We start from the raw sequence: 23,360 nt of genomic DNA on the forward strand, positions 1-23,360 counted from the left end.
TGATAGTAAAGTGTGCCTATATCATTTTCGACACTATCTATTCTAATCATACCTTATGGAGTAAGCATCAATGAAGTCATCACTATTAAATACTATTTTGTCATCAAAAGCTGGAGTGGCGGCCCTAGTGCTTCGGGTACCCATTGGCCTGATTTTAGCAGCCCATGGCGCCCAAAAGTTATTTGGTTGGTTCGGTGGTAACGGACTGGCAGGTACGGCTCAGTGGTTAAGCAGTATGGGTATAGAGCCTGGCTACTTAATGGCGATACTCGCAGGCGGTGCTGAGTTCTTCGGTGGTCTGGCTCTGGTATTAGGTCTGCTAACCAGACCAGCAGCTTTAGCCGCAGCCTTTACCATGTTGGTGGCTATTTTTTCTGTCCATATTAGCAATGGGCTATTTGCTGATAATGGTGGTTATGAATATGCATTAACATTGATGGTAGCTACACTTGCTTTAGCCATCCAAGGTGGCGGCTCCCTCAGTATGGATAAAGTATTATCAGAAAAATTAGGATAGGTTTTATAGTTGTAAATGGTTTTATTCAATTTTCGTGAATAAAGCTGTTTAATTAGAGTCATTTAATAAAAGCAACAAGGGGAAAGCCATGACCACACTTTTATCTAATGAGCCAGTCAGCCAGCCTGTACTGTTTATACCGCATGGTGCAGGGCCTTGTTTTTTTATGGATTGGCAACCAGCGGATACGTGGCATGAGATGGCAACTTTTTTAAAGGGCATTTCTGCTCGTTTGCCTGAGCGACCAAAGGCTATCTTAATCATTAGTGCCCATTGGCAGAAGACTGAGTTTAGTATCACCGCTGGCAAGCAACCTGATCTCATTTATGATTATTATGGCTTTCCTGAGCATACTTATAATTTGACTTATCCAGCCTCAGGCGTACCAGCATTGGCGGAGCAAGTCAGTAGTCTACTGATAGAGGCAGGGGTAGGTAATAAACAAGATGCGGAGCGCGGTTTTGATCATGGGGTATTTATACCGCTTAAGCTAATGTTCCCTGAGGCAGATATTCCAGTGGTGCAACTATCCTTGCGTCATGATTTAGACCCACAAGCGCATTTGGCTGCTGGTCAGGCATTGGCGTCATTACGTACAGAGGGTGTGCTAATCGTCGGTAGCGGCATGAGCTTTCATAATATGCGCGGTTATGGCGATACCAGTTTTACTGAACCATCAGAGCGTTTTGATGAATGGCTAACGAATACTGTAGAATCAGCAGATTCGGATAAACGACTCACGGCCTTGACCAATTGGAAAAATGCTCCTCACGCGCTTGACTCACATCCATTAGGGGCAGAGGAGCATTTGTTACCGCTTATGATAGCGGTGGGTGCAGCAGGGAGTGATGCAGGTCGCAAAATCTATTCTGAGCAAGTGCTAAAAACGCAAATATCAGCCTTTCAGTTTGGTTGAATATGTTGAAACGTTTAATGCGTGGTATTTCAGCATGATTATCAAAAATAAAATATCCTTTGAATCTCAGACTCAAAGGACGTTTTAGATTAATACAGCAATTATTAATGGCATATCAAATTAGAGATAACGTCGCTTATTATTCGTAGTTTGCCACCACATTATTTCCATCAAGTTTGAATTTATAAGTATTGAGCACAATACTCTCATCATCTAAACACTGACCAGTAGCTAGGTTAAAGCGTTGCTTATAGATGGGTGAGGCCACATAAAGGACTTCTTTTGCTGTTCCTGTATCATCTGTAATCGTGGTTCCACCAATCAACCCCCGAGACAATACATTGGCTTGACTGAATGGATCGTAGTTATCAAGAGCAAATAAATCGTTCTGTTTGGTACGAAAGATAGCAATTTGTTTGCCATCTATCAGGGCGCAAACACCGGTTTCAGGAATGATATCGTCAAGTGTACAAATAGTCTGTTGGTTCATGAGGCGGTATCCTTAGTGATGATAATATTGCTCTGTATGAATGATAAATCCTGAGTGATAAGCTGCAATTTGCAAAACATGATTTGAGAAAATGAGTCGTAAAGCTTGAGTCTAAAAACATGAGTGGAAAAAACAGCGCCTTGCTTTTTGTGATAATTAACAAGGCACTCATCATTGGCTAGGCCAACTCAACCAGATTGATGGTTGCTTTTTCCGCATCAGTCGCTGGGCGAATCTGTTCACGATCAGTCACGAAAACGACATTATCATCGCCTTTCTCACTGTTTACAAAATGACGGAAACGCTTGAGTTTTTCGGTGTCGTTAATCGTTGCTGCCCACTCACACACGTAATTGTCGACCAACAATTGCATTTGTGCTTCGAGCTCATCTGCTATGCCCAAACTATCTTCAATAATGACAGCCTTCAAATAATCCAGCCCGCCATCTAAGCTTTCACGCCACTTTGAGGTACGCTGTAGCTTGTCCGCTGTTTTAATATAAAACATAATGATGCGGTCGATGTATTTGACCATGGTTTCGGTATCGAGATCGGTGGCGAACAGCTCGCCATGACGCGGGGTGATACCACCATTACCGCAGACAAATAAATTCCAGCCGTTTTCAGTCGCAATCATGCCAAAGTCTTTACTTTGCGCTTCCGCACATTCGCGCATACAGCCCGACACACCCATCTTGATTTTGTGCGGTGAGCGCACGCCTTTATAACGATTCTCTAATCTTAAGGCGAGGCCAATGCTGTCATCGACTCCGTAACGGCACCAGTTATTACCGATACAAGATTTCACGGTACGTAAAGATTTACCATAGGCATGACCAGTCTCAAAGCCTGCTTGTACCAGTTGCGTCCAAATATCAGGCAATTGCTCCATGCGTGCGCCAAACAGATCGACCCGCATCCCACCAGTGATTTTGGTGTACAAATTAAACTGCTTCGCTACTTGACCCAGTACGATGAGCTTGTCTGCAGTAATTTCACCGCCCGGCACACGCGGCACAACGGAATAAGTGCCGTCTTTTTGGATGTTACCTAAGTAGTAATCGTTACTGTCCTGTAGTGGTGTCAGTTCGGTTTTGAGTACGTAATCATTCCAGCACGATGCCAAAATAGAGGCGACCGTTGGTTTACATATCTCACAGCCATGACCGCTACCATGTTCAGTCAGTAATTCATCAAAGGTTTTGATGCCGTGCACACGAATCAGACTATATAAATCCTGACGAGAGTACGCAAAGTGCTCACACAAGTCATTGTTTACTTCAAAGCCCATGGCGGTGAGTTGATAGCTGACCGTATCTTTGACCATAGGGGCACAGCCGCCACAGCCACTACCAGCACTGGTCACGGTTTTTACATCGCTGACGGAGTATGCGCCGTTTTCGACGGCCGAGCAGATAGCGCCTTTGGTCACGTTGTAACAAGAACAAATCGTGGCAGTATCTGGCAGATTGTCGATGCCCATCACGGGTTTTTCGACATTGGGTAATATCAGGCTTTCTGGGTGTGCAGGTAGGTCAATGTCATTCAAATGCAATTGCAATAGGTTGTTATAGTCTTCGGTGTCGCCTACCAGTACAGCACCAAGCAAGCGTTTGTTATCAGGTGTGGTGACCAGTTTTTTGTAGATGCCCTCAGCAGGATTTTGATACAGGTAGCTTAAGCTGCCTTCACTCGTACCATGTGCGTCGCCAATACTGCCTACATCCACACCCATCAGTTTTAACTTGGTGCTCATGTCAGCACCCGTAAATATCTGCTTGCTATCACCAGCGATTTGCGCGGCACAGATACTGGCCATGTTGTAACCGGGAGCCACCAGACCAAATACTTTATTGTCCCATACTGCGCATTCGCCCACGGCATAAACATGATCTACATTGGTGCGACATTGCTCATTAATCAAGATGCCACCACGCCCGCCCATTTCGATACCGCATTCGGGGTTGTTTTTAATGAGACCGTCTTGCGGTCTAATACCGGCGCTAAACACAATCATATCGGTTGTTAGAGAGGTGCCATCTGTAAACTGCATGGTTAAATGTTGACCATCACCGATGGTGTCATCAGGGTTAAGTGCGGTATTAGACAGAATCTCTTTGGTGTTTTTCCCCGTCAGTACTTTGACACCAAGTGCTTCTATTTTACGCTTTAAGATCTCACCACCAGCGGCATCGAGCTGAACGCCCATCAATTGCGGTGCAAACTCGACCACATAGGTATCCAGCCCTAGCGTCACGAGCGCTTTTGCGGCTTCAAGCCCCAGTAGACCGCCACCAACCACCACGCCTTTTTTGACAGTGGGCAGATCGGCAATGGCTAAAATCTCATCTAAATCTGCAATGGTACGGTATACGTGGCAGTGCGGATGCTCGCGGCCTGGGATGGGCGGTACAAAAGGATATGAGCCAGTCGCTAGCACCAACTCAGAGTACTCAATAATATCGCCTGCCTCAGTAGTAATACGCTGACTGGCCGAATCGATATCTACAATACACTGATTCAAATGCAAATTAACTTTTGATAATTCGTAAGCCGTTAAATCTACTAGGTTCAGCTTACTGGCATCTTTATGTTCAAAGTAGCTCGACAAATAAACACGGTCATAAGCAGGGCGGTCTTCTTCAGCAAATACATGAATATCAAATTGCTGGTGCAGTCCTTGCTCAATTGCTCGTTCAATAAAGTGATGACCGACCATACCGTTGCCAATCACCACCAAATTGCCTTTGTTTTCTGTGTTTAATGCAGTGCTAATCATGCGTCTGTCCTTAGTAATGGGGCTGGTTGAACGCGGTCATCGTTTATTTTTTTATCACGCTATAAACGGCTCCGTCTCTCAACAACAGCTGATAAACAGCATTTAATACCTACTATTACAGAGTATTCAATAATCATGCCAGAGCACTTCGATTAGCTAGGTTTTTGCGCGTTGCTATTAGGCATAAAGGTATGCCGTATCGAGACCAGTCGCTTATGTACTAAGGTTTTTATGTCAGCATGATTAGCGTTGCTATTTGCCAAAAATCAGGGTGAGCACGATTGTTAACGACAGCGATATCAAAAATTAATGCACCAAAATAGACATTGCGATGCCCCAAGTTGGATGTTATTGCTGTTTATAAGGGAGGCTGATGGAGTGTTTTAAATCTGCTGTGTTAATGCTTTATTAGCATAAGCGTCAGGTGTGGTGATGGTTATAGACCCGCCAGTAAAGGCGCTTGGATAATTAACGAGTGCTGATCTTTATACAGATTTGGCAGTGTACACGGATAACTGGCATAACCATTGCACTGCTTGAAACATTGCTACTTATCATATTTGAATACTGCATTTTTTGAACACTTAGTACCTTTAGTACGTTGTCAGAACCCTGAAGTTAATCATTTGAGGAAGTTGCCTATGTCATCATCAGCCCCCGTTGCGCCTAGTAAAGACAAGCTTAATGTTTTGTCATTTACGGGTAAAAATAAAATCCTTCATTTAGGTTGGATGGCATTTTTCCTTACCTTTTTTGTATGGTTCAACCATGCACCATTTCTATCAGCGATTGGAGAAACACTCAATCTGAGTAAAGACCAAGTCAAAACACTACTCATTTTAAACGTGGCATTGACTATTCCTGCCCGCGTGATTATCGGGATGCTGACAGACCGTTTTGGCCCTCGTATTGTTTATACCGCCATTTTAGCCATTGGTGCTATTCCTTGTTTTACCTTTGCGTTCGCGCAGGATTACAACACCTTGGCACTGTCTCGATTTTTACTGGGTTTTGTGGGTGCAGGTTTTGTGGTGGGTATCCGTTTGATGAGTGATTGGTTTCCAACCAATGAATTGGGGACGGCTGAGGGCATTTATGGGGGGTGGGGTAATTTCGGCTCAGCAGCAGCGGCACTGTTATTGCCGACTATCGCGATTGGGGCTGCAGCAGTTTTCGGTGGTGATGAAGGTTGGCGTTATGCAACAGCCACATCAGGGGTAGTGATGGCGCTTTATAGCATCATTTTTTATAAGATGGCGCGTAATACACCCAAAGGGGCTACTTATTTTAAACCCAAAAAGTCAGGTGCCATGATGGTGACGTCATCGGGTGATTTTTGGTTAATGATGGTTTTTAAACTGCCTATGTATTTGGCATTGGCGCTATTGGCATGGAAACTATCACCTGATGGTGTGAGCTTGCTGAGCCAGTCTAGTGTCACCATGGTCTATATTGGCCTTGCGATACTGTATGTTTACGAGTTCATTAGTAGCTACCGTTTTAATAAAGAGGTTTTCACCACGCCTGTACCAGTGGCGCATCGTTATGATTTTAAGCAAGTAGGTATCTTAAATATTTTGTATTTTGCCACGTTCGGCTCAGAGCTTGCCGTCGTGTCGATGCTTCCTTTGTTTTACCAAGAAACTTTTAGTTTATCGATTGTAATGGCAGGGGTATTGGCATCGAGCTATGCCTTTATGAATCTCATGTCACGCCCAGGTGGCGGTTGGCTCAGTGATAAGTTTGGTCGCAAAATTACTTTGTTGATTTTGACAGCTGGTTTGGCCATCGGGTATCTATTAATGGGCTTCCTTGACTCAACATGGCCACTGGCACTGGCATTGTTAATTACGATGTTTTGCTCGTTCTTCGTACAGGCAGGTGAGGGCGCTGTTTTTGCGGTGATTCCTCTGATCAAACGCAGTATGACAGGGCAGTTTGCAGGGATGACAGGTGCGTATGGTAATGTTGGGTCAGTGGTGTATTTAACGGTGCTGAGCCTGGTGTCTTATCAAGTGTTTTTCTTTGTAATTGCCGCGACAGCAGTGGTTGGATTCTTTGCATTGTTTCTCTTAAAAGAGCCAGAAGGCATTATTATTGAAGAGATGCCAGATGGCACATTTGCCGAAATACAAGTGAGTCATAGATAGTATGGGGTGACGACAGATGACGATAACAGATGCAGCAAACGCCAATAGAAACAATAGTCAAAATGCGGATGAGATGGCTGCTCATTTCAATAAAGGTAATCCGTCATCTTTGATAGAGTCAAGTCAGTTTGTTGCTATTGATGAGACTAATGAAAGTAAGAGTATTGATGATGGCAGCACTGTATTATGGTGGCTTGATTTTTTTACTATGGCAGGTCGCAAGACTGAAAACCAAGACAGCTTACTTATCACCACCTGCTTGCCCTATCAATGTTCAGGTGCAGAATCATCTAATGCTAATCGCTCAATATCTCAAGCAAGATCTCACCCGTCCTCATCAGCCCCATTATTGGTGCTGATGGCAGATGGGGTCAGCGCTTGTCAGTTTCCAAAACAGGCAAGTAGGCTAGTGGTGAATACCATTGCTCACAAAATAACATTAGGGTTGACTGCACTGACACAATCGCAAGATGAGACGTCATCCATCAGTTTTGATGATGATCAAGTCGCCACTATTATCAAAACAGCAGTCAACAAAGCCAACGATATTCTATATTTTCCTCAATCGTATCAACGGGTGCCGCCGTTGTTGTCTACGTTATCAGGCTTGCTCTGTATCGGTGACCGTATTCACCTGTTTCATACAGGCGACTCTCGAATATACCGCGTTGGGGTAGATTGTCTGACAGTATTGAGCAAAGATCACCGCGTGCACCGCGGTCAAGATAAAGGAGCGCTTGCTGCAGCTATCGGCGCAGATAGCCAGATGGAGCTACAACAATCGGTATTTACCCTTCATCAAAACGAATGTTTGGCCATTATGACGGATGGGGTTTATGAGCATATAGAGCCCACAGAGTTGCAATTTGAGCTGTGCAGCAGTGCGACTGATATACTTCAGTTGATGACCACCACACACGAATTACCGCTAGGACTTAACACCAGTCAAGCCGTATGCGAGCAAGCCTTTAGTGCAGGTAGTCATGACAATCTAAGCATGGTTATGCTGAGTATGAACACACGCTCAGCCCGTTTTACTTCTATCAATGGCTCCAAGGGTATTAGTCATTTAAATGGCATTGACTTTGATAATCTGGATACGGTCATACATGATGTGAATCGCTACCAGCTGCCAACCGATTTACAGATAGGCGATCATATTGACGGCTTTACTGTGATTGGTATCATTGCTCGTACTGCTCGCAGTCACGTGTACTGGGTAAAAGATGAATACAACCATGACTTTGTTTTAAAATCACCCAGTTTAGACTCTGTTGCCGATGGTCACTATCTGCGTGATTTTCTAAAAGAACGTAAAATTGGTTTGAGCCTATCAAAACATCGCCGCGCAGGAGAGTCGGCTTACAATCAAGCTGATCCCAATCGATTGCCTGTCAATCCTGCATCCAACAATAGTGGTCATAACGTGGGCTCTGGGCTCAGTGAGTCGGGGCTGCTGCGTTACTATCCAGTACCAGCAAGTACCACATACTTATATCATTTGACTGAATATATCGCCGGTGAGAGTTTACGGAACTTTATGGATCGTCATGCGCCTTGTGATGTGTGGCAAACCTTTGATTTACTCACCAAAATTGGCATGGCAGTTCGAGTCATGCATCGCAACTATCTGCTGCATCAAGACATCAAACCTGAAAATATTCTTTTGACCAAATCTGGTGCGGTCAAACTGATTGATTTTGGTTCCGCCAGTTCCTCTATCTTAAAAGACAGTACGCGACCACCAAATGGTGATTTGCACTATGCTGCACCAGAATATTACACCGATGCACCAAAAGGCGTGCATTCTGACTTGTTCTCGATTGCAGTGATTGGTTATGAACTGCTGACGGGACAATTGCCGTTTAATACCCAGACACTAATGATGCCAAACCAAACACTAATGATGCCCGCGCAGCCGCTACGGCAGCAGAATGTGCCTGACGCCAGCCAACAGGCACTCATGCGTGCGCTGCATGTCAATACTAACGCGCGCTATCAAGCCATTGGTGAGTTTTTACAAGATTTTAACCCTGATAATAAAGCGCACAGCCGCGACCCAGAACCTCTCATTAAGCGTAACCCTCTACTGGTATGGCATGGCATTTGCTTCATAGAGTTTGTCATCATTTTATTGTTGTTGGCATACTTTTCATGACACGCTGTTTTGCATTCAATGCTGCTCCGGGCGGCTAAGGATTTTTCTGTTTATGTCACTATCTATGTCGCAAGCCGCAACTACGGTAGATACTCATACCAACACTCACGCCTTAGCATCAGACCATCAAAAAAACGCTGGCATCGTTATTATCGGGGCGGGCATGGCAGGCAGTCGCTTTGCTATTGAGCTTGCTCGCACGCAATCAAATGATGATAAATCCCGTTTGCCAATTACGTTAATCAGTAAAGAGCCGCACGTGGGCTACAACCGAATTATGCTGTCACCCGTATTGGCTGGCGACACAGCGTTTGAAGATACTTATTTATATGACAACTCAGAGTATGAGCAGCTAGGTATCACCGTGCTGGCTGGGGTTGCAGTAGAGACAATAGATACCAAGTGCCAGTGTATTGAGCTAGATGATGGGCAAACACTCAACTATGCCAAGTTAATAATGGCCACAGGATCAACTGCCCGAGTCATTCCGTTCCCCAATCACACGGCTAATGGCGTGCATGTGTTTCGAGACCTTGCCGATGTGACCGCTCTGATGGACTATGCCCGCCAAGGAAAAGCGGGTTTGGTGATTGGTGGTGGCGTACTGGGATTAGAGGCTGCGTGCGCGTTGGCGGCACAGGGCGCGAGCATGACGGTCATTCATATGGATAGTTATGTACTCAATCGTCAGCTAGACCTGCCAGCTGCCGAGCTTTTGCAAGCTGAGCTCATGCGCCGAGGGGTTGGTCTCGCGGTTTCTGCCCATACTGAGGCCATCGAGATGAATGATGCAGGAGAAGTATGCGGATTGTCTTTAAAAGACGGGCGCAAGCTAGCAGCTGATTTTATCGTGATGGCAGTGGGTGTGATACCCAATACATCGCTTGCTAAGCAAAGCGGGCTTGAGGTTAATCGCGGTATTGTGGTCGATGATTTTATGCACACCAGTTGTCCTAATGTTTATGCCATTGGAGAGTGTATAGAGCGAGAGGGCGAGCTATTTGGAATGGTGGCGCCGGTCAATCAGCAGGTAGATACATTGGTCACGGTTTTAAAAGATGCTTTGATAGAAAACGATATAAATGTGATAGACAATAAAGCTGCCGTGCCAGATCACTGGGTTCCTTTTATCAGCAAGCCGTTGTCATTAAAATTGAAAGTATCTGGCATGTCGGCATTTTCTGCAGGGCAAATTGCTTTCGATGATGACGCTGCCGACTCTATTGAGACTCTCGTATATCGTCAGCCTGAATTAAACCATTATCACTGTCTGTACCTCAAAGAAAACAAACTCATTGGTGCTGTGCTTTATGGGGACACCAGCGATGGCAGCTTTTACAGTCAGTTAATTATAGATAACGTTGATATTACGTCCATTAAAGACACACTCATATTTGGCGAAGCATATTGTCATTTGGATGAAATAATGCCAAGCAATTCGCCGACTACGGAAGTAGATATAGAATTTAATGAGACAGACAGGAACGTCGATCATCATAAAGCGGCTGAACTGTTAGAGGATGCATTATGAATGACGCTATTGCCAATCAATCTACTGCTAGTAAAGTAGTGTCAGCTAATAGCCTACCTAATAGCATGCAAAAAGCAACAGACCGCGTCATTGAAACACATGATATAAGTGCTGCCAAAAATACAAAAAAAGCACTGTCGTCTTCTGATAGCGATTTGATTGATAGCTCGATAACTACTATCCGCACAACGTGCCCTTATTGCGGAGTGGGATGCGGTGTTTTAGCGAGCGTGAATGAGACAGAGGTGCTGAGCGTTAAAGGAGATCCTGAGCATCCGGCTAATTCTGGTAAATTGTGCTCCAAAGGGAGTGCGCTAGCACAAACACTAGGCACTGCGCGCCGCTTGACCGAGCCATATTATCAAAACAAGCAAGCAGTCATGCAACAGCATCAGCCTATGCAATTGGGTAATGATTTTAATGCTAAAGACGTATCTGACAAGTCACTTATAAAGCAGACAGACTGGGATACCGTACTAGGGGACGTTGCCAGTCGTCTAAATGACACTATCGCCAAACACGGGCGAGACAGCATTATGTTTTATGTCTCAGGTCAATTGCTGACTGAAGACTATTACGTGGCTAACAAATTTATAAAAGGGTTTATTGGTAATAATAACATCGACTCCAACTCTCGGCTGTGCATGTCGTCCGCAGTAGCTGGGCACAAACGTGCGTTTGGCGCAGATCTTGTGCCGGGTAATTACGAGGATTTAGAGGTTTGTGATTTATTGGTACTGGTAGGATCCAATATGGCGTGGTGCCATCCTATTTTATTTGGTCGATTTTTAGCAGCCAAAAAAGCCAATCCTAATAAAAAACTGATTGTGATAGATCCGCGCCGTACGGACTCTTGCGAGTTTGCCGATTTGCATTTACCAATTGCTGCGGGCACGGATACACATTTATATAATGGGTTGCTGCATTACTTAGATCAGCAGGGTTGCCAAGATGATGAATATGTTAGCCAAAGCTTGGGCGTTGATGATGCGGTGAATGCGGCCAAAGCATGGAGCATTGATAAAGTCGCCAGTGCTTGTCAAGTGTCTGCGGATAGTATCCGCCAGTTCTATGAAAGCGTTGCCGCCACTGATAAAACAGTCACTGCCTTTAGTATGGGCGTCAATCAATCACAAAGTGGAACCGATAAGGTCAATGCTATTATCAATACCCATTTGTTCACAGGGCGTGTAGGCAAAGTAGGGGCCAGTCCGTTTTCACTTACTGGACAGCCTAATGCAATGGGTGGACGAGAAGTCGGCGCCCTTGCCAATTTGTTAGCGGCGCATTTAGAACTAGACAATGCCGATCATCGTCAGCTCGTGGCAGACTTTTGGCAGTCGCCTCAAACTATCGCCCCAAACGTGGGTGTCAAAGCCTGTGATGCGGCTGCTGCCATATTAGATGGTCGTATCAAGGCCATTTGGATTATGGCTACCAACCCAGTGGTTAGCTTGCCAGATGCCGATAATTTTCGCCAAGCGCTTACCAAATGCGATCTAGTGATTGTCTCTGATTGCTCGGTAGACAGTGATACGGTGAAGTGTGCTGACATTGTATTGCCTGCCCAGGGGTGGGGCGAAAAATCTGGAACGGTCACCAATTCTGAACGGCGTATATCTCGGCAGCGGGCATTAATGCCTGCGTTGGGGCTTGCCAAACCAGATTGGTGGATACTGTCTCAAGTTGCCACACGAATGGGGTTAACGGGGTTTGATTATCAACATCCTAGCGAGATATTTAATGAACACGTGGCATTGACCGCTTATGGTAATACGCATAGCCACAGAACATCTCACTCTAATAAGAATTACCCTCGCTACCTGAATCTTAGCAAAGACTTGTCTGCTTTAATGACAGATGAGGTACCAGCCGATAAACCTGCTCAACAATATATTAGCCAGCATATTAACCAGAACGGCAATCAAACATATCAGCCAATCGCACTCAGTCAGCAAGCATACGAAGAGATGTTACCATTTCAATGGGGTGGCACGCGTATCTCTATGATTGATAAGATAAAACCTTTAGAAAACGAGATCATTAATTCCGAGGCTGCTGTTACCAAGTCACAGTTGATTGCTATTACGCCCTCTGATGAAGCGAGCGTAGCCAATGTGCATCGACATCAAAGCAGGAAAAACTCCCAACTGATTGTTGATAATCGAACACCCTTTAAACACGAGTTTGAGCATGATACTCAACCTGAAAACGAAGTGGTTTATTTACGCCTGATTACTGGCAGGCTGCGTGATCAATGGCATACCATGACTCGCACTGGCCTTGCACCGCAGTTAAATCAACATCAGCCAGTACCGACACTGACCATACATCCTAATGATGCACGGCAGCTAGGTGTTCAAGATAATGACTTTGTACAACTGCATCGTAGGTTTGAAAACCACGGAAAGTATGAAAGTTATGAGAACGGCGTGACCAGTAACGGCATAGTCAATGATACCGCGATGAGTACGGCTAAGGATGGCAACGAGTCCACAAGTATCGTACTAGCTCAAGTTGCCATTAGCGATACGTTGCGCGTTGGTGATGCATTTATGCCCATGCATTGGAGCAATGCTTTTGCTAGCTTTGCTCGGGTAGGCCCCCTTATTCCAACAGTCGTCGATCCACTTTCAGGGCAGCCAGAGCTCAAAAATTCGGCGATTAGTGTCACGCCTGTTCCTATGCAATCATTTGGCAAGATTTTGGTGCATCCTGAGTGGCAAGACGCCGTTATAGTGCAATTACGTACTATTTTGGTCAATTTTTCTGCCAAAGCGTCAGAGAAAGGATTGTCTGAAACAAAATGCGAAGCACGTTCAAATAATATTGTGCCAGAGGCATTACCTGCACTTACTTGGAGTTTGAGTCATCAAAATAACAGCGTCTTGATCAATCTCGCTAGCCCGATGGTGGAGGCTAGTAGTACCTTAGCGTGCCCCGAGTTTTGGCAGAATTTTATAGCGTCTATGCAATCATTATCACAGCCAAACCCTCAAGAGGGTGTCATGCATACGGCGTTTACGGTCGATAATGTACAGAATCAATTGCGTTTTATTGTGACTCAATCTGCGCCTGAGATAGACTCAAATAACGCTGCTATAAATAGTGGGTCATCTGATGATGAAAGGCCTAGCACACAACTGATTATGGCTATTTATGTTGCTCCAACGCAAAAGCAATTACCGAGTGTACGTTGGCTCGATAGCTGCTTTACGGATACTAGTCAAATACCTGTTAATCAACGATACAAATGGTTGCTAGCGGGGCGGCCTGCCAGTGGTTATGTCGATCCAGGACCCTTGGTATGCTCTTGTATGTCAGTTGGAAAAAACACCATTCTCAACGCTATCACGCAGCATGGTTGTACTAGTGCGACGGCAGTGGGTAAGCAGTGCCGAGCAGGTACCAATTGTGGCTCTTGTGTGGGGCAAATCAATGCATTAATCGCAGAATGTACCCCATTAGCGCAAGCTTAAATCATGTTATGGCACGTCGCTTGCAACCTTTTATATGCAATTACTGGTTGAGTATTGTGTTATGAACAATCAGCCATTTTAGAATAGGGGTTTATTGACAACTTTGCTTATGGTTGCCCATTTTGCTGTATTCACGCTGTTATCAGGAGTCACCACCATGACCAATATATCTGCCGCTACCTCAATTACTTCAATGCATGAGACCTATCAGCTAATGGACCAACACTGCGCAGAAAACGTGCAAACTTGCACCAAAAGAGGCACTGTGCATCTGATTGGCGCAGGATCTGGTGACCCTGAGCTGTTAACCTTAAAAGCGTGGCGAGTAATGCAGCGCGCAGAGGTAGTATTATACGACAGTCTGGTGTCTGAAGATATTTTGGATATGTGCGCGAGCACGGCGGAAAAAATATTCGTTGGTAAGCGCCGCGCCAATCATGCATTACCACAAGAGAGTATTAACGAGCTACTGGTCAAACACGCGCTGGCAGGTAAAATGGTGGTTCGCTTAAAAGGTGGCGACCCTTTTATTTTTGGGCGCGGCGGCGAAGAGCTGCAGGAAGTGGTGCGTCATGGCATTCATTTTGAGTCTATTCCAGGCATTACAGCTGCCAGTGCCGCTGCTAGCCGTGCAGGAATTCCACTAACGCACCGTGACCATGCCCAATCGGTCAAGTTTGTCACTGCTTGCAAAAAAAATGGGGCGCCTAATAATGATTATAGTGAGCTAATGGACAGCAGCCAGACAGTTGTGTTTTACATGGGTTTGCACCGTTTGCATGAGATGACACAAGGGTTGATAGCAGCGGGGCGCGACAGCGAAACGCCTTTTGCTATCATTAGTCATGCCACTATGCCAACGCAGCAAGTACTTATCGGCACATTAAGTGATATCGCTGATCAGCAAGCTGAAGCAAAACTACCAACCCCTGCACTATTGATTATGGGTGATGTGGTCACTTTATATCATGAGTTTGCAGACTATAATCTTGGCGCCATGGGTAAAGGTGAGTTTGTTGATGTTGATAAAGTGATAAGCAGTAATGATTTGATACCCAATTTGGAAAGTATTGCGTAGGATAACTACTTTTAAGAAACTGTTATTTTAAGAAACTGTTACTAAGGTGATTATGTGCACCCGTCTAGAATCTTGTGTAGGACCATGTTTAGTCTAGATAATACTTACATCAAGTTTAAAAACTTCCGATGTCGTTTCAAAGTTGGCTATAGCTAAGTTAATTATTATAGATTTCGTAATTGCTCGATTAACCAACGATGTATGCCACTGTCAGCAGTACGTGGATGCCATGCTGCGATGACCTTAAAAGTAGGCGGCAATGCTTCAACCTTAAGCTCTTTGACCTTACTGCTCGGCAATAATCGCGAAGGATAAAACGCAATCATGTCAGTCGTGTGCAAAATATCTGGTACGGCTGAAAAGCTAGGAACCGACATCACAATGTTTCGTTTTAGACCTTTTTCTGCAAACCATTGATCATGAGAGCCACGTAAATTAGCACGTGAAGGTGACACGACTAGCTGCGCGTGTGCAGCCACTTGCGCCAGCGTTAATGGCTCTGTGGCAAAGGTATTCTCACAACCTGTAACGCATAAATGTTGCTCTTCAAATAAAGTCACATACGATAAGTTATCAGGGATAAACTCTGGAAAAGTAATCAACAAATCAAGCTCGCCTGCTGCAATCAGCTGATTGATATTGTCCGAGGCAAAGTCGCGCACGATCAACTTCAAATCCGGTGCGTCGCGTCGCGTAATATTAAACAATTGCGGTAATAATGCCTGCGTCGCATAGTCAGTCGCACTAATCGTAAATATGCCTTTGTATGTGTGCGGCATAAAAACCTCTGGCTCTAACAAATCTTCCAACTGCTTTAATATCTGGTCAATAGGTCGCTGCATCGATAGCGCTTTTGGCGTTGCCACCATGCTATTGCCTTGACGAATAAACAAGCGATCATCAAACACCTCACGTAACTTGCGTAACTGCTCACTGATGGCTTGTTGGGTCAGCCCCATTTTACGTGCAACTTGTGAGAGGTTTTTCAGATCAAGTAACGCTTGTAATACTCTAAGTTGCTTAATATCGAGCCGATTCATTCCATTCATAATGAGTACCATTAATAGTTGTATCTTAAACAATAATTGGTTGTTTCTAATTGTACCCTCAAAACGCTATGCTGACTAACATTGCTTAAGTAGCCACTAAATGAGCTATTAAGCATCAAAACAGGCCAAATACCTTTAATAATAAGCCATCAGCTGCTTTAAAAGAGACACTTATGACACAAACTATTCCAGATACAAAGACATTATTTTCCTCTGTAGCACTTGGGCCTTATACGCTCAAAAACCGCATCGTAATGCCGCCTTTGACACGCTCTCGTAGCACGCAACCTGACAATATCCCTAATGACTTAATGGCCAGCTATTATGCACAGCGTGCGTCAGCAGGCTTTATGGTGACGGAAGGTACGCAGATTGAGCCAAGAGGTCAAGGTTATGCTTGGACGCCAGGTATCCATTCATCAGCCCAAGTTGAAGGTTGGAAAAAAGTCACGCAAGCAGTACATGACAAAGGCGGTATTATTTTTGCTCAGCTTTGGCATGTAGGCCGTGTGTCGCACACCAGCTTGCAGCCTAATGGTGCTCAGCCGGTAGGGCCTTCTGATATTACTGCTGACAACGTAAAAGTCTTTATTGAAACAGGCCCAGGTGCAGGTGCATTGGCTGATCCAAGTGAGCCACGAGCTCTTAGTACTGATGAGGTTGGTGAACTGGTAAGTATGTATGCGGCCGCCGCACGCAATGCATTGGAGGCAGGTTTTGATGGGGTAGAGCTGCATTGTGCCAATGGTTATTTGGTCAATCAGTTTATCTCTGAGCATAACAACACACGTAATGATCAATATGGTGGGTCGTTGACCAATCGTTTGCGCTTCTTAAAAGAGATAATAGCCGCTGTCAGTGATGTGGTCGGTGCTGATCGTTTAGGCGTGCGTTTTGCGCCTTTGTTTGCGAGTACGGATGAGACGCGTGTGTATTTAGGCTTGGTAGAGTCAGACCCTCATCATACGTATATTGAGGCGATTAAAGTCCTTGAGCAAGCTGGCATTGCTTATTTGTCCATTGCAGAAGCCGATTGGGACAATGCGCCTGATTTACCAGACACTTTCTATCAAGCAGTCAGAGAAGAATTTTCAGGCCGTATTATTTATGCTGGCAAATACACGGTACAAAAAGCCGTAAACATTTTAGAAAAAGGCTACGGTGATTTATTCGCGTTTGGTCGTCCTTTTATCGCTAATCCAGATCTACCTGAGCGTATCGCCAATAACTGGCCATTGAATGAAGTAGATCCTACCACGATGTATGGTGGTACCGATGTTGGCTATAGTGATTATCCTCGCTATCAAGAGTAGCGAAGCACTTAAACAATGAATAAGATAAGGCCATTAATGGCCTTATTTCTATTTACAAATTTAACGCTTTTATATAAGCAGAGGCTTAATTATCAGTCGGTATCATGTCATGAATCAGAACTCCAAAGACAGACTTATACGCATATTAATAGGATATATAGGGCTGTATCCAACGCTCCTAATTGTATTAACGTTATTGAAGCCTATAACTCAGGGTTTAAGCCTGCCAGTGGTGGTATTAATTGAAACCATCATACTTGTTCCACTGACACAGTTGGTGTCTTTCCCACTAGCAGGCTGGGTCATTGAGCGTCTGAGCAGAAAAGAGTGATCACTTTTCGCAGCGTTCACTGGTACACCATTCTCTTATTCAAGCTCATCAATCAACTGCTTCATTTCATCAATTTCACGCTTTTGGGCTTTTATAATATCATCAGCAAGCTGTTGCACACGCGGATCTTCAATATCAGCGCGGCTACTGGTGAGAATGGCAATCGAGTGATGCGGTATCATCGCTTGCATCCAATCGACTTGGTCGACCGTTGCTTGTGATCTGACGCCCCAAATACCAACAGCAAACATCAATACGCTCAGACCATAGATCATCAAATTGACCTTGGTCTTCTTATACATATTGGTCATAAATGCCAACATGACCACTGCCATACCGGCACCCATGTAAAGCGCCATATACGCTCGGGTTTCACTAAAGTAAATGTGATCCCACTGGTAGGTATTGAAGTACATCATGATATACATGATGACAGTCGATGTCAGAATCATTAAGGTGAATTTTACATAAGGGTTCATATTTTTTTGCTTAGCAGCTTCCATGATATGACCTCCATTGTTTTGTTAAATTAAAATGGGTAGACAGTTAAAACCAGAATTTAACTCCCGCAGTCAAACTACTGCTATCAACCGATTCATTTTCTTGACGTCGTTGACCACGAGCCTTGCCAAGCGCTGTCTCATAACTAACCCCCACATAAGGTGCTAGCTGGCGACTGAACGTCTCGTAAGTCAGCCTAACCTCAGCTTCCATCTCATTAAAGCCTTTGGTAATACCATTATCATGGTCATCTTTACTAAAGGCAGTCAATCCTACCTCTGGTATGATTACCCAACGCTGATCCAAACGCCATTCGTACTCTGCGCCCAAATCAAGACGAAGTTGACCATCGGTATATAAGTAGGCTCTCGCATCCGTTTCGATAAAATAAGGCGCGGTGCCGACAATACCTGCCATTATTGCAGCGTTATCGTTTTCAGTATCGTAAGCGACACCAGCTTCACCATTCCAAAAAATACTCAGTGGTTTCCAATAAGCAAGGGAGCTCAAGCTATCTATTTCTTTATCATCTTTAGTCTGAGCACTACCTTCCGTGCGTAGTCTTATACGATTGCTATCAGTACCATACCAACCTTCAGCTTCAAAGTTGATTTGGTCTTCATCAAACTGATAGCCCAAGTCGTCTACTGACACTCCCCATAATGGCATGCTGCCCATCATCATTGGCTTACCATACTGTCCGTAGGGAACCCCATTTGAATAGTCTGGACTGCGAGCATCGGCTGGTGGCTGCCCACCTTGCATACCAGACATATCCATGCCACTGTGATCCATACCAGACATATCGCCTGACATATCCATGCCACTGTGATCCATACCAGACATATCGCCTGACATATCCATGCCACTGTGATCCATATCAGATATATCGCCCGACATATCCATACCACTATGATCCATACCAGACATATCGCCTGACATATCCATGCCGCTGTGATCCATATCAGATATATCGCCCGACATATCCATACCACTATGATCCATATCAGACATATCGCCTGACATGTCCATGCCGCTGTGATCCATACCAGACATATCGCCTGACATATCCATGCCGCTGTGATCCATACCAGACATATCGCCTGACATATCCATACCGCTATGATCCATACCAGACATATCCATGCCACTATGATCCATACTCGACATCTCAGCAGCTGTTGCAAAAGAGCATGTGAGCAAGACTAGCGATGACAAACCAATGAATGACAGATTTTTCTTAGATATTTTCATAATAAGCCTCATATTCGAAGGTTTGTTAAACGACGGCAACTTCTCTGAACATGCCAGCTTCCATGTGATACAGCAGATGACAGTGCCATGCCCATCGTCCAACTTCTCCCGTCACATCGAAGCTAATCTTTTGCGCTGGCTGAACCACAATCGTGTGTTTACGTACCTGAAAATCTCCAGATGGCGTGCGCAAGTCGCTCCACATTCCATGCAGATGCATAGGATGATTCATCATAGTGTCATTGACTAAGGTAATACGCACACGTTCGTTAGGCTTAATATTGACAGGGGTTGCATTCTTAAACATGACACCATCTAACGCCCAAATATAGCGCTCCATGTTACCCGTTAAATGTAGCTCGATCTCTCGGGTAGGCTTACGCTGCTCTGCAAATATGGCCTCATCGACAGAGCGCAGCTGACTATAATTCAGCACGTCACGATTAATATTACGCAGGTTGATACCGGGGTCATCTAGGTTCATACGTGGACTGTCGACACGCATATCAGATTTAAAGTCATACTCGGTCTTGGCGTGCTTTGCTTTGTAGCCCTTATCACCCATCGCACCCATCATATCGGCCATGGTCAGCCATTCGATCTTGTCCATAGCAGGTATTGCAGCTCGCGCACCTTTTTTGGCCGCAAGTGTGGTCGCGACATAGCCTGAACGATCGATATTTTGGGCAAATATCGTATGTGCATCTTGAGTAGGCGTGATAATGACATCATAGGTCTCAGCCACGCCAATGCGGAAATCATCAATCGCAACGGGTGCGACATCAATACCATCTGTTGCTACCACAGTCATCTTAAGACCCGGTATACGCACATCAAAGATGGTTTGCGCTGAAGCATTGATAAAGCGTAGTTTGACAGGCTGTCCCGCTTTTACTAGTTGTGTCCAATTGGCCGCTGTGGTCTTACCATTCATTAGGTAGGTAAAGGTCTTTTCGCCAGACAGATCGGTAAAATCCGTCGGCATCATGCGCATCTGATTCCACATTTTGCGCTTGTCATAAGCGGCTTCTAAATCTGTTGCGGCGATATCAGACAATAGTTTTTTGAAGTCTGGCAGATGATAATTATCAAAGTCAGCGCGCTGTTTGAGCAACTTCAAGAGATTGTGCGGATCGCGGTGCGTCCAATCACTCAGCACGATTACATGGTCTTCTGCGACTGGATGACGCTCACGGCCTTTTGGCTCAATCACAATGGCACCAAGCATACCAGTTTGCTCTTGAAAGCCACTGTGTGAGTGATACCAATAGGTGCCTGATTGTTTAAGTTTGAATTTATAGGTAAAGGTGCTATTTGCAGGAATACCATCGAAACTGATACCTGGCACCCCATCCATCTCAAAAGGTACGAGCAAGCCATGCCAATGGATAGAGGTTGACTCATTCATCTGATTATGAACACGGATAGTTACTGTATCGCCTTCTTGCATCTTTAGCGTTGGTGCTGGTAGCGAGTCATTAATCAGTGTTGCCATACTCGACTTGCCATTAACAGTAACGAGCTTCTTGCTGACATACAGGTCAAACTCATTTCCAGTTAAGATAGGTACGATATGGTCGGCTTTATCACTGTTGACGGCCACATTCTGCTGGCCTTTACCGAGCGCACTATTAGCAATAGACGGTAGGGTGGATAGCATGGATGCCCCTAACAAGGTAGAAGATCCTGTCAAAAAACGCCTGCGATTAAGCATGGTTTTGTTCATAATGATTCACCTGATTTATATCCATAAAGTGAGAGTTGAGTCTGTATTTATCAGCTAAGCCTATGTCTTTGGCCGCTTATTAACAGATCTGAATAAGCTATTTAAACGACAACCAAGCTAGATTTGCTGCTGCGGTGTGTCAATAGTTGCATAAATAGCTGTTGAGCCATCTTTGTTAAGCTGCATCACTTTATATGGCATAAATTTATCTTGGTATTCCATACCTGGGCTACCGACTGGCATGCTCGGTACGGCAAGACCGATCGCATCACTTGGCGGGTTTTTTAGGAACTGCGCCATATACTTAGCAGGGACATGACCTTCGAAAACGTAGCCATCAGTAGTGACGGTGGTATGGCAAGAGCGCATTTGCTGCGGTACGCTGTATCGCTCTTTAAACAAGGACACGTCTTCGACATTCTGTGCAGTTGCGTTTAAACCATGACCTTCGGCATAACCGACCCATTCTTTGCAACAGCCACAATTGGCATCTTTATAGACGGTGGCTGAGATATTTTTTAGGATAGTTGATTGGGTGTCTGAAGGAGCGCTGACGGGTGTCATTTCAGCTGTTGGTTGCTCCGTGTGCGTAGTTTGCACGTTTTGCGTAGTAATAGTTGGCTCAGTCGCTGGTGTTGAGTCAGCAGCAGCGGAGTTAGGTTGACTACAAGCGGCAATCGTTAACGATAATGGCAATACCACGATCGCCGAGAGCACACGGCCAGATATCAGATTATGTTCATTAATAAATCTATTAGTATAGCGTCTCATAAAACCACTCCCGAGCGTCTGTCTGACGATTAAATATTATAAAAATTAGAGCCATATCACTGGATAAAATAGCACTGGACAAAATAGTGCTAGCAAAGCTTAAAACTCAAATCGCAAAAAGCAGCACTATTGAGCACTGCATTTTGTACAAAAAATCAATGTTGCATTTCGGATCCATTACCTGACATATCCATCTCACCATCAAATGACATATCCAACATACTATCGTCTAACCGAGTCGTTAGCATGGTGTACTGGTTTTCATTCAAGTCAGGTAACGATCTAATAAAAGCGACCATCGCCCACATCCTATCATCATCGTGAGTAGCGCCCCAAGCGGGCATGCCAGACGCCATAATGCCATGTTTAATCGCCCAAAAGCTTTGTCTGGCACCAGCCTCGTTTTGATAGCGCTTAACAATATCCGCCTCAGTAAAATTAGGAGGCTTTGGGTACATACCGCTATTTAAATCTGTGCTGTTGACGCCGGGAGACAAATGGCAGCCTGCACACATATCTTTGTAATCTGCACCGCCCGAGCTGATCATTTCCGCCTTCTTTAAATTGGGAACCAAAATATTCTTACTGGCATGTTCAATTGAGCGTGTGCGGGCAGTTTCTAAAAAATCGTAAACCAGCGGACTATGAGCTCGATCAGCACCGATATTTATCATGCCACTAGTCACCGTAATAAAAATACCCGCAATAGCGACAAAGACAGTAAAAAGTATTCCTAACAAGAACTTCATAGGTTTGTCCTAAAAATCCATTTTCTTTAATATCCCATTACTGCTTGATCAGCTTCTCTAACAATATAGTCAAGTCTATATAAATCCGCTACAGCGTCATCCTCGCTAAGCATACTAATGTATAACTTGCACTCGGTTCCCTTGTATCGAAATTATATTGAACTGACTATAGTATTGAACTTATAAATTGATATTTAAGAGTCGCTATCGCTGCTCACACAGTGCTTTTGGTACATCGCTTTCATTTTGCTCATGTTAGCCATCATGGCTTTCATAGCAGGATCATTCATATCCATTTTGCTATGATCCATTTTTTGCATCATCTGCATATGCTTTTCCATTTTCTCACAGTTCATTTGGTCTTTTTCAGCGTGCATTTTTGGGTCGTGCGCCAAAGCAGAGGTTGAAACAACTAAGGCTATAGCAGTTGCTACGATTGATTTAAACAGTGGCATTGATTTGAGCAGTGGCATTAATTTGAATAGTGACATGGTAAATCCTTATTTGATTTAGTATGTAGTCGAAAAGACTTTAAGATATTAAGTTACTTTAAAGCATACTTTAGTGA

General features: G+C 44.6%; 18 protein-coding genes. 9 read left to right on the forward strand and 9 right to left on the reverse strand.

The window, feature by feature from the left end:
* Nucleotides 1-70: 70 nt before the first annotated feature.
* On the forward strand, nt 71-517 hold the full coding sequence (locus tag IEE84_RS06345) for a DoxX family protein (protein WP_191115280.1): 447 nt from the start codon (nt 71-73) through the stop codon (nt 515-517).
* 88 nt (nt 518-605) lie between these two features.
* On the forward strand, nt 606-1,433 hold the full coding sequence (locus IEE84_RS06350) for a DODA-type extradiol aromatic ring-opening family dioxygenase (protein WP_191115281.1): 828 nt from the start codon (nt 606-608) through the stop codon (nt 1,431-1,433).
* Nucleotides 1,434-1,572: 139 nt separating this feature from the next.
* On the opposite strand, the gene nirD is transcribed toward IEE84_RS06350, so the two are convergent.
* Both nirD and nirB read right to left on the reverse strand, forming a co-directional pair.
* Entirely contained in the window at nt 1,573-1,923 is a 351-nt protein-coding gene (nirD, locus tag IEE84_RS06355; protein WP_191115282.1) for a nitrite reductase small subunit NirD, read from the reverse strand.
* A 178-nt stretch (nt 1,924-2,101) separates the two neighbouring features.
* Nucleotides 2,102-4,702, reverse strand: coding sequence for a nitrite reductase large subunit NirB (gene nirB / locus IEE84_RS06360; protein ID WP_191115283.1), 2,601 nt, complete (start codon nt 4,700-4,702; stop codon nt 2,102-2,104).
* 641 nt (nt 4,703-5,343) lie between these two features.
* Between nirB and IEE84_RS06365 the strand changes: the two genes are divergently transcribed.
* The 5 genes from IEE84_RS06365 to cobA all read left to right on the forward strand — a co-directional run bounded on the left by IEE84_RS06365 (nt 5,344) and on the right by cobA (nt 15,098).
* On the forward strand, nt 5,344-6,852 hold the full coding sequence (locus IEE84_RS06365; RefSeq protein ID WP_191115284.1) for a NarK family nitrate/nitrite MFS transporter: 1,509 nt from the start codon (nt 5,344-5,346) through the stop codon (nt 6,850-6,852).
* A 16-nt stretch (nt 6,853-6,868) separates the two neighbouring features.
* On the forward strand, nt 6,869-9,010 hold the full coding sequence (locus IEE84_RS06370; RefSeq protein ID WP_323969946.1) for a bifunctional protein-serine/threonine kinase/phosphatase: 2,142 nt from the start codon (nt 6,869-6,871) through the stop codon (nt 9,008-9,010).
* Nucleotides 9,011-9,062: 52 nt separating this feature from the next.
* A complete protein-coding gene (locus tag IEE84_RS06375; RefSeq protein ID WP_224737928.1) occupies nt 9,063-10,541 on the forward strand; it encodes an NAD(P)/FAD-dependent oxidoreductase in 1,479 nt (492 codons plus the stop codon).
* Nucleotides 10,538-14,020 (forward strand): nitrate reductase, encoded by a 3,483-nt coding sequence (locus IEE84_RS06380; RefSeq protein ID WP_224737933.1) that lies wholly within the window; start codon nt 10,538-10,540, stop codon nt 14,018-14,020. The genes IEE84_RS06375 and IEE84_RS06380 overlap by 4 nt, the downstream gene beginning before the upstream one ends.
* Before the next feature lie 214 nt (nt 14,021-14,234).
* On the forward strand, nt 14,235-15,098 hold the full coding sequence (gene cobA / locus IEE84_RS06385; protein ID WP_224737982.1) for a uroporphyrinogen-III C-methyltransferase: 864 nt from the start codon (nt 14,235-14,237) through the stop codon (nt 15,096-15,098).
* A 164-nt stretch (nt 15,099-15,262) separates the two neighbouring features.
* Here cobA and IEE84_RS06390 read toward each other — a convergent pair whose 3' ends face one another.
* Entirely contained in the window at nt 15,263-16,147 is an 885-nt protein-coding gene (locus IEE84_RS06390; protein WP_191115286.1) for a LysR family transcriptional regulator, read from the reverse strand.
* Between the two features lie 185 nt (nt 16,148-16,332).
* On the opposite strand from IEE84_RS06390, the gene IEE84_RS06395 reads away from it, so the two are divergent.
* Together IEE84_RS06395 and IEE84_RS06400 are read left to right on the forward strand one after the other, a co-directional pair.
* Complete coding sequence (locus IEE84_RS06395; RefSeq protein ID WP_228724814.1) at nt 16,333-17,460, forward strand: alkene reductase; 1,128 nt, start codon at nt 16,333-16,335, stop codon at nt 17,458-17,460.
* A 109-nt stretch (nt 17,461-17,569) separates the two neighbouring features.
* Nucleotides 17,570-17,791, forward strand: a complete 222-nt coding sequence (locus IEE84_RS06400) for a putative antibiotic biosynthesis monooxygenase (RefSeq protein WP_191115288.1) — start codon at nt 17,570-17,572, stop codon at nt 17,789-17,791.
* Between the two features lie 35 nt (nt 17,792-17,826).
* Here the strand turns inward: IEE84_RS06400 and IEE84_RS06405 are convergent, their stop codons facing one another.
* From IEE84_RS06405 to IEE84_RS06430, 6 genes are all read right to left on the reverse strand, one after another.
* Entirely contained in the window at nt 17,827-18,294 is a 468-nt protein-coding gene (locus IEE84_RS06405; protein WP_224737935.1) for a DUF305 domain-containing protein, read from the reverse strand.
* 43 nt (nt 18,295-18,337) lie between these two features.
* On the reverse strand, nt 18,338-19,546 hold the full coding sequence (locus IEE84_RS06410; RefSeq protein ID WP_191115289.1) for a copper resistance protein B: 1,209 nt from the start codon (nt 19,544-19,546) through the stop codon (nt 18,338-18,340).
* Between the two features lie 25 nt (nt 19,547-19,571).
* The gene (locus IEE84_RS06415) at nt 19,572-21,272 is read right to left on the reverse strand and encodes a copper resistance system multicopper oxidase (protein ID WP_224737936.1); all 1,701 of its coding nucleotides are present in this window, start codon (nt 21,270-21,272) and stop codon (nt 19,572-19,574) included.
* Nucleotides 21,273-21,389: 117 nt separating this feature from the next.
* Nucleotides 21,390-22,043, reverse strand: a complete 654-nt coding sequence (locus tag IEE84_RS06420; protein ID WP_191115290.1) for a DUF411 domain-containing protein — start codon at nt 22,041-22,043, stop codon at nt 21,390-21,392.
* A gap of 155 nt (nt 22,044-22,198) precedes the next feature.
* Nucleotides 22,199-22,792, reverse strand: coding sequence for a c-type cytochrome (locus IEE84_RS06425; RefSeq protein ID WP_191115291.1), 594 nt, complete (start codon nt 22,790-22,792; stop codon nt 22,199-22,201).
* Between the two features lie 194 nt (nt 22,793-22,986).
* The gene (locus IEE84_RS06430; RefSeq protein ID WP_224737937.1) at nt 22,987-23,283 is read right to left on the reverse strand and encodes a hypothetical protein; all 297 of its coding nucleotides are present in this window, start codon (nt 23,281-23,283) and stop codon (nt 22,987-22,989) included.
* Between the last annotated feature and the right edge of the window lie 77 nt (nt 23,284-23,360).

Source organism: Psychrobacter sp. 28M-43, assembly GCF_014770435.1.
Taxonomy (GTDB): Bacteria; Pseudomonadota; Gammaproteobacteria; order Pseudomonadales; family Moraxellaceae; genus Psychrobacter.

Coding starts and splice junctions, on each gene's coding strand:
- IEE84_RS06345 (WP_191115280.1), top strand. CDS start 71: ATGAAGTCATCACTATTAAATACTATTTTGTCATCAAAAGCTGGAGTG.
- IEE84_RS06350 (WP_191115281.1), top strand. CDS start 606: ATGACCACACTTTTATCTAATGAGCCAGTCAGCCAGCCTGTACTGTTT.
- nirD (WP_191115282.1), bottom strand. CDS start 1,923: ATGAACCAACAGACTATTTGTACACTTGACGATATCATTCCTGAAACC.
- nirB (WP_191115283.1), bottom strand. CDS start 4,702: ATGATTAGCACTGCATTAAACACAGAAAACAAAGGCAATTTGGTGGTG.
- IEE84_RS06365 (WP_191115284.1), top strand. CDS start 5,344: ATGTCATCATCAGCCCCCGTTGCGCCTAGTAAAGACAAGCTTAATGTT.
- IEE84_RS06370 (WP_323969946.1), top strand. CDS start 6,869: ATGACGATAACAGATGCAGCAAACGCCAATAGAAACAATAGTCAAAAT.
- IEE84_RS06375 (WP_224737928.1), top strand. CDS start 9,063: ATGTCACTATCTATGTCGCAAGCCGCAACTACGGTAGATACTCATACC.
- IEE84_RS06380 (WP_224737933.1), top strand. CDS start 10,538: ATGAATGACGCTATTGCCAATCAATCTACTGCTAGTAAAGTAGTGTCA.
- cobA (WP_224737982.1), top strand. CDS start 14,235: ATGGACCAACACTGCGCAGAAAACGTGCAAACTTGCACCAAAAGAGGC.
- IEE84_RS06390 (WP_191115286.1), bottom strand. CDS start 16,147: ATGAATGGAATGAATCGGCTCGATATTAAGCAACTTAGAGTATTACAA.
- IEE84_RS06400 (WP_191115288.1), top strand. CDS start 17,570: ATGAATCAGAACTCCAAAGACAGACTTATACGCATATTAATAGGATAT.
- IEE84_RS06405 (WP_224737935.1), bottom strand. CDS start 18,294: ATGGAAGCTGCTAAGCAAAAAAATATGAACCCTTATGTAAAATTCACC.
- IEE84_RS06410 (WP_191115289.1), bottom strand. CDS start 19,546: ATGAAAATATCTAAGAAAAATCTGTCATTCATTGGTTTGTCATCGCTA.
- IEE84_RS06415 (WP_224737936.1), bottom strand. CDS start 21,272: ATGAACAAAACCATGCTTAATCGCAGGCGTTTTTTGACAGGATCTTCT.
- IEE84_RS06420 (WP_191115290.1), bottom strand. CDS start 22,043: ATGAGACGCTATACTAATAGATTTATTAATGAACATAATCTGATATCT.
- IEE84_RS06425 (WP_191115291.1), bottom strand. CDS start 22,792: ATGAAGTTCTTGTTAGGAATACTTTTTACTGTCTTTGTCGCTATTGCG.
- IEE84_RS06430 (WP_224737937.1), bottom strand. CDS start 23,283: ATGTCACTATTCAAATTAATGCCACTGCTCAAATCAATGCCACTGTTT.